Consider the following 4,995-nt stretch of genomic DNA (forward strand, 5'->3'; position numbering starts at 1 on the left):
TGTTCCGTAAAGCGGATCGTTGCCGACCGTCTTTCGGGAACCACATAGTGGACGCGTAGCAATCTTTCTTCCTCCTCTACAGGGGAAGAGTGTTGTCAAGTTATCGGCTTATTAGTACCGGTCAGCTCCATGGGTCGTTAGTCCCCACTTCCACATCCGGCCTATCAACCCAGTAGTCTAGCTGGGAGCCTCTCACCCCGAAGGGTATGGAAATCTCATCTCGAAGCCGGCTTCCCGCTTAGATGCTTTCAGCGGTTATCCGTTCCGAACGTAGCTAATCAGCGGTGCTCTTGGCAGAACAACTGACACACCAGAGGTTCGTCCATCCCGGTCCTCTCGTACTAGGGATAGATCTTCTCAAATTTCCTACGCGCGCAGCGGATAGGGACCGAACTGTCTCACGACGTTCTAAACCCAGCTCGCGTACCGCTTTAATGGGCGAACAGCCCAACCCTTGGGACCTACTCCAGCCCCAGGATGCGACGAGCCGACATCGAGGTGCCAAACCATGCCGTCGATATGGACTCTTGGGCAAGATCAGCCTGTTATCCCCGAGGTACCTTTTATCCGTTGAGCGACAGCGCTTCCACAAGCCACTGCCGGATCACTAGTCCCGACTTTCGTCCCTGCTCGACTTGTCAGTCTTACAGTCAAGCTCCCTTGTGCACTTACACTCGACACCTGATTGCCAACCAGGTTGAGGGAACCTTTGGGCGCCTCCGTTACTCTTTAGGAGGCAACCGCCCCAGTTAAACTACCCACCAGGCACTGTCCCAGAACCGGATCACGGTTCGTAGTTAGATATCCAAAGTGACCAGAGTGGTATTTCAACAATGACTCCACCTGAACTAGCGTCCAAGCTTCACAGTCTCCCACCTATCCTACACAAGCCACTCCGAACACCAATACCAAGCTGTAGTAAAGGTCACGGGGTCTTTCCGTCCTGCTGCGCGTAACGAGCATCTTTACTCGTAGTGCAATTTCGCCGAGTTCGCGGTTGAGACAGCTGGGAAGTCGTTACGCCATTCGTGCAGGTCGGAACTTACCCGACAAGGAATTTCGCTACCTTAGGATGGTTATAGTTACCACCGCCGTTTACTGGGGCTTAAATTCTCAGCTTCGCTTGCGCTAACCGTTCCTCTTAACCTTCCAGCACCGGGCAGGCGTCAGTCCGTATACATCGTCTTGCGACTTGGCACGGACCTGTGTTTTTAGTAAACAGTCGCTTCCCACTGGTCTCTGCGGCCTTTCCCGCTCCGGGAGTAAATCCCATCACGGTTCCGGCCCCCCTTCTCCCGAAGTTACGGGGGCATTTTGCCGAGTTCCTTAACCACGATTCTCTCGATCTCCTTGGTATTCTCTACCTGACCACCTGAGTCGGTTTGGGGTACGGGCGGCTTGAACCTCGCGTCGATGCTTTTCTCGGCAGCATAGGATCACTGATTTCCCCCAATCGGGGTACGCATCGGATCTCAGGCGCATTGACGACGGATTTGCCTATCGTCAGCCCTACATCCTTACACCAGGTTCACCTTACGGATACCATCGCCTGGCTCAGCTACCTTCCTGCGTCACACCTGTTAATACGCTAAACGCACCAGCATGGGGTCGAGCGTTAGACCGGCCGGCATCACCCCGAAGGGATCCACTCAGCCGGGTTAGGACTCTTAGCACCACTGGATTATCTTGGGCGGTTCTTCGCCGGTACGGGAATATCAACCCGTTGTCCATCGACTACGCCTGTCGGCCTCGCCTTAGGTCCCGACTTACCCAGGGCGGATTAACCTGGCCCTGGAACCCTTGGTCTTTCGGAGGACGGGTTTCTCACCCGTCTTTCGCTACTCATGCCTGCATTCTCACTCGTGTGGCCTCCACGGCTGGTTTACACCGCCGCTTCACTGGCCACACGACGCTCTCCTACCACTCCGTACGACTGAACCACGAAGGCTTGTCTATAATACGAAATCTACAGCTTCGGTGGTGTGCTTGAGCCCCGTTACATTGTCGGCGCGGAATCACTTGACCAGTGAGCTATTACGCACTCTTTCAAGGGTGGCTGCTTCTAAGCCAACCTCCTGGTTGTCTCTGCAACTCCACATCCTTTCCCACTTAGCACACGCTTAGGGACCTTAGCTGGTAGTCTGGGTTGTTTCCCTCTCGACAATGAAGCTTATCCCCCACTGTCTCACTGCTGCGCTCTCACTTACCGGCATTCGGAGTTTGGCTGACGTCAGTAAGCTTTTGGGCCCCATCGGCCATCCAGTAGCTCTACCTCCGGCAAGAAACACGCAACGCTGCACCTAAATGCATTTCGGAGAGAACCAGCTATCACGAAGTTTGATTGGCCTTTCACCCCTATCCACAGCTCATCCCCTCCATTTTCAACTGAAGTGGGTTCGGTCCTCCACGACGTCTTACCGTCGCTTCAACCTGGCCATGGATAGATCACTTCGCTTCGGGTCTAGGACATGCGACTGTATCGCCCTCTTAAGACTCGCTTTCGCTACGGCTACCCCACACGGGTTAACCTCGCCACATATCGCTAACTCGCAGGCTCATTCTTCAAAAGGCACGCTGTCACCCCTACAAGGAGGCTCCAACGGTTTGTAAGCAAACGGTTTCAGGTACTATTTCACTCCCCTCCCGGGGTACTTTTCACCTTTCCCTCACGGTACTTGTCCGCTATCGGTCATCTGGGAGTATTTAGGCTTATCAGGTGGTCCTGACAGATTCACACGGGATTTCTCGGGCCCCGAGCTACTTGGGATCCCCATTCAGCCAGCGCCAGCATTTCGGCTACGGGGTTCGCACCCTCTATGACCAGCCATTCAAAGCTGTTCGCCTATACTGCGCTGTAACTGCTCCTGTCCGGCAGAACAGGACAACGGGTCCCACAACCCCGACCATGCAACGACCGCCGTCTATCACACATGACCGGTTTAGCCTCTTCCGATTTCGCTCGCCACTACTGACGGAATCACTGTTGTTTTCTCTTCCTGTGGGTACTGAGATGTTTCACTTCCCCACGTTCCCTCTACCCGCCCTATATATTCAGGCGGGAGTCACCAGGTCAAAACGCCTGGCGGGGTTTCCCCATTCGGACATCCTCGGATCAGGGCTCGATTATCAGCTCCCCGAGGCTTATCGCAGATTTCTACGTCCTTCTTCGGCTCCAGATGCCAAGGCATCCACCGTTTGCTCTTAGAAACTTGACCACAAAGTTGCTGCCAGCCAAAGACTGGCAACTCAGTGTTATCTCATTCGCCAACCACACCTAAAAGGCGGGTTGGTCTAAGAAATTGCACTTAGTATCACAAACACTCACCAACCCGAAGGCCGGCACTTGCTTGCGACTAAGATGCTCGCGTCCACTGTGTAGTTCTCAAAATACGGGCGGCACCAGAATCACCCTGCGATTGATGCAGGACTTTCCTGGCCCAGAGGAGTCAACCCGTTGATCTTCCGACCAACCGGTTTGGTCCCTCAGGACCCAACAGCGTGCACACTCCCCCGCTCCCCAGCCCTCTCGTTCCAGACACCTAGAAGGTGACGTACTGAAGCTGACCGGCTCACCGGAAAGTCATTGTCAATGTTCCACCCATGAGCGCCAGCCGAAGACATTCGCTTCGGAACTGACTTGACCAGATGAATCCCCGTGTATACCGCGGGGCTGGTACATGCTCCTTAGAAAGGAGGTGATCCAGCCGCACCTTCCGGTACGGCTACCTTGTTACGACTTAGTCCTAATCACCGATCCCACCTTCGACAGCTCCATCCCACAAGGGGTTAGGCCACTGGCTTCGGGTGTTACCGACTTTCATGACTTGACGGGCGGTGTGTACAAGGCCCGGGAACGTATTCACCGCAGCGTTGCTGATCTGCGATTACTAGCGACTCCGACTTCATGAGGTCGAGTTGCAGACCTCAATCCGAACTGAGACCGGCTTTTTGGGATTCGCTCCACCTTACGGTATCGCAGCCCTTTGTACCGGCCATTGTAGCATGCGTGAAGCCCAAGACATAAGGGGCATGATGATTTGACGTCATCCCCACCTTCCTCCGAGTTGACCCCGGCAGTCTCCTATGAGTTCCCACCATAACGTGCTGGCAACATAGAACGAGGGTTGCGCTCGTTGCGGGACTTAACCCAACATCTCACGACACGAGCTGACGACAACCATGCACCACCTGTATACCGACCTTGCGGGGCGACCATCTCTGGCCCTTTCCGGTATATGTCAAGCCTTGGTAAGGTTCTTCGCGTTGCATCGAATTAATCCGCATGCTCCGCCGCTTGTGCGGGCCCCCGTCAATTCCTTTGAGTTTTAGCCTTGCGGCCGTACTCCCCAGGCGGGGAACTTAATGCGTTAGCTGCGACACGGAGACCGTGGAATGGTCCCCACATCTAGTTCCCAACGTTTACGGCATGGACTACCAGGGTATCTAATCCTGTTCGCTCCCCATGCTTTCGCTCCTCAGCGTCAGTTACGGCCCAGAGATCTGCCTTCGCCATCGGTGTTCCTCCTGATATCTGCGCATTCCACCGCTACACCAGGAATTCCAATCTCCCCTACCGCACTCTAGTCTGCCCGTACCCACTGCAGGCTGGGGGTTGAGCCCCCAGATTTCACAGCAGACGCGACAAACCGCCTACGAGCTCTTTACGCCCAATAATTCCGGACAACGCTTGCACCCTACGTATTACCGCGGCTGCTGGCACGTAGTTAGCCGGTGCTTTTTCTGCAGGTACCGTCACTTTCGCTTCTTCCCTACTAAAAGAGGTTTACAACCCGAAGGCCGTCGTCCCTCACGCGGCGTTGCTGCATCAGGCTTGCGCCCATTGTGCAATATTCCCCACTGCTGCCTCCCGTAGGAGTCTGGGCCGTGTCTCAGTCCCAGTGTGGCCGGTCACCCTCTCAGGCCGGCTACCCGTCGTCGCCTTGGTGAGCCATTACCTCACCAACTAGCTGATAGGCCGCGAGTCCATCCTTGACC

Annotated in this window: 2 rRNA genes; both read right to left on the reverse strand. The window is 55.1% G+C overall.

Going from position 1 to position 4,995, the window contains the following annotated elements:
* Nucleotides 1–91: 91 nt before the first annotated feature.
* Nucleotides 92–3,215 (reverse strand): 23S ribosomal RNA (locus IFT77_RS16490).
* Between the two features lie 473 nt (nt 3,216–3,688).
* Nucleotides 3,689–4,995 (reverse strand): 16S ribosomal RNA (locus tag IFT77_RS16495); the annotation flags it as partial.

Origin of the sequence: Frigoribacterium sp. CFBP 13729 (assembly GCF_014841875.1) — a bacterium.
GTDB lineage: Bacteria > Actinomycetota > Actinomycetes > Actinomycetales > Microbacteriaceae > Frigoribacterium.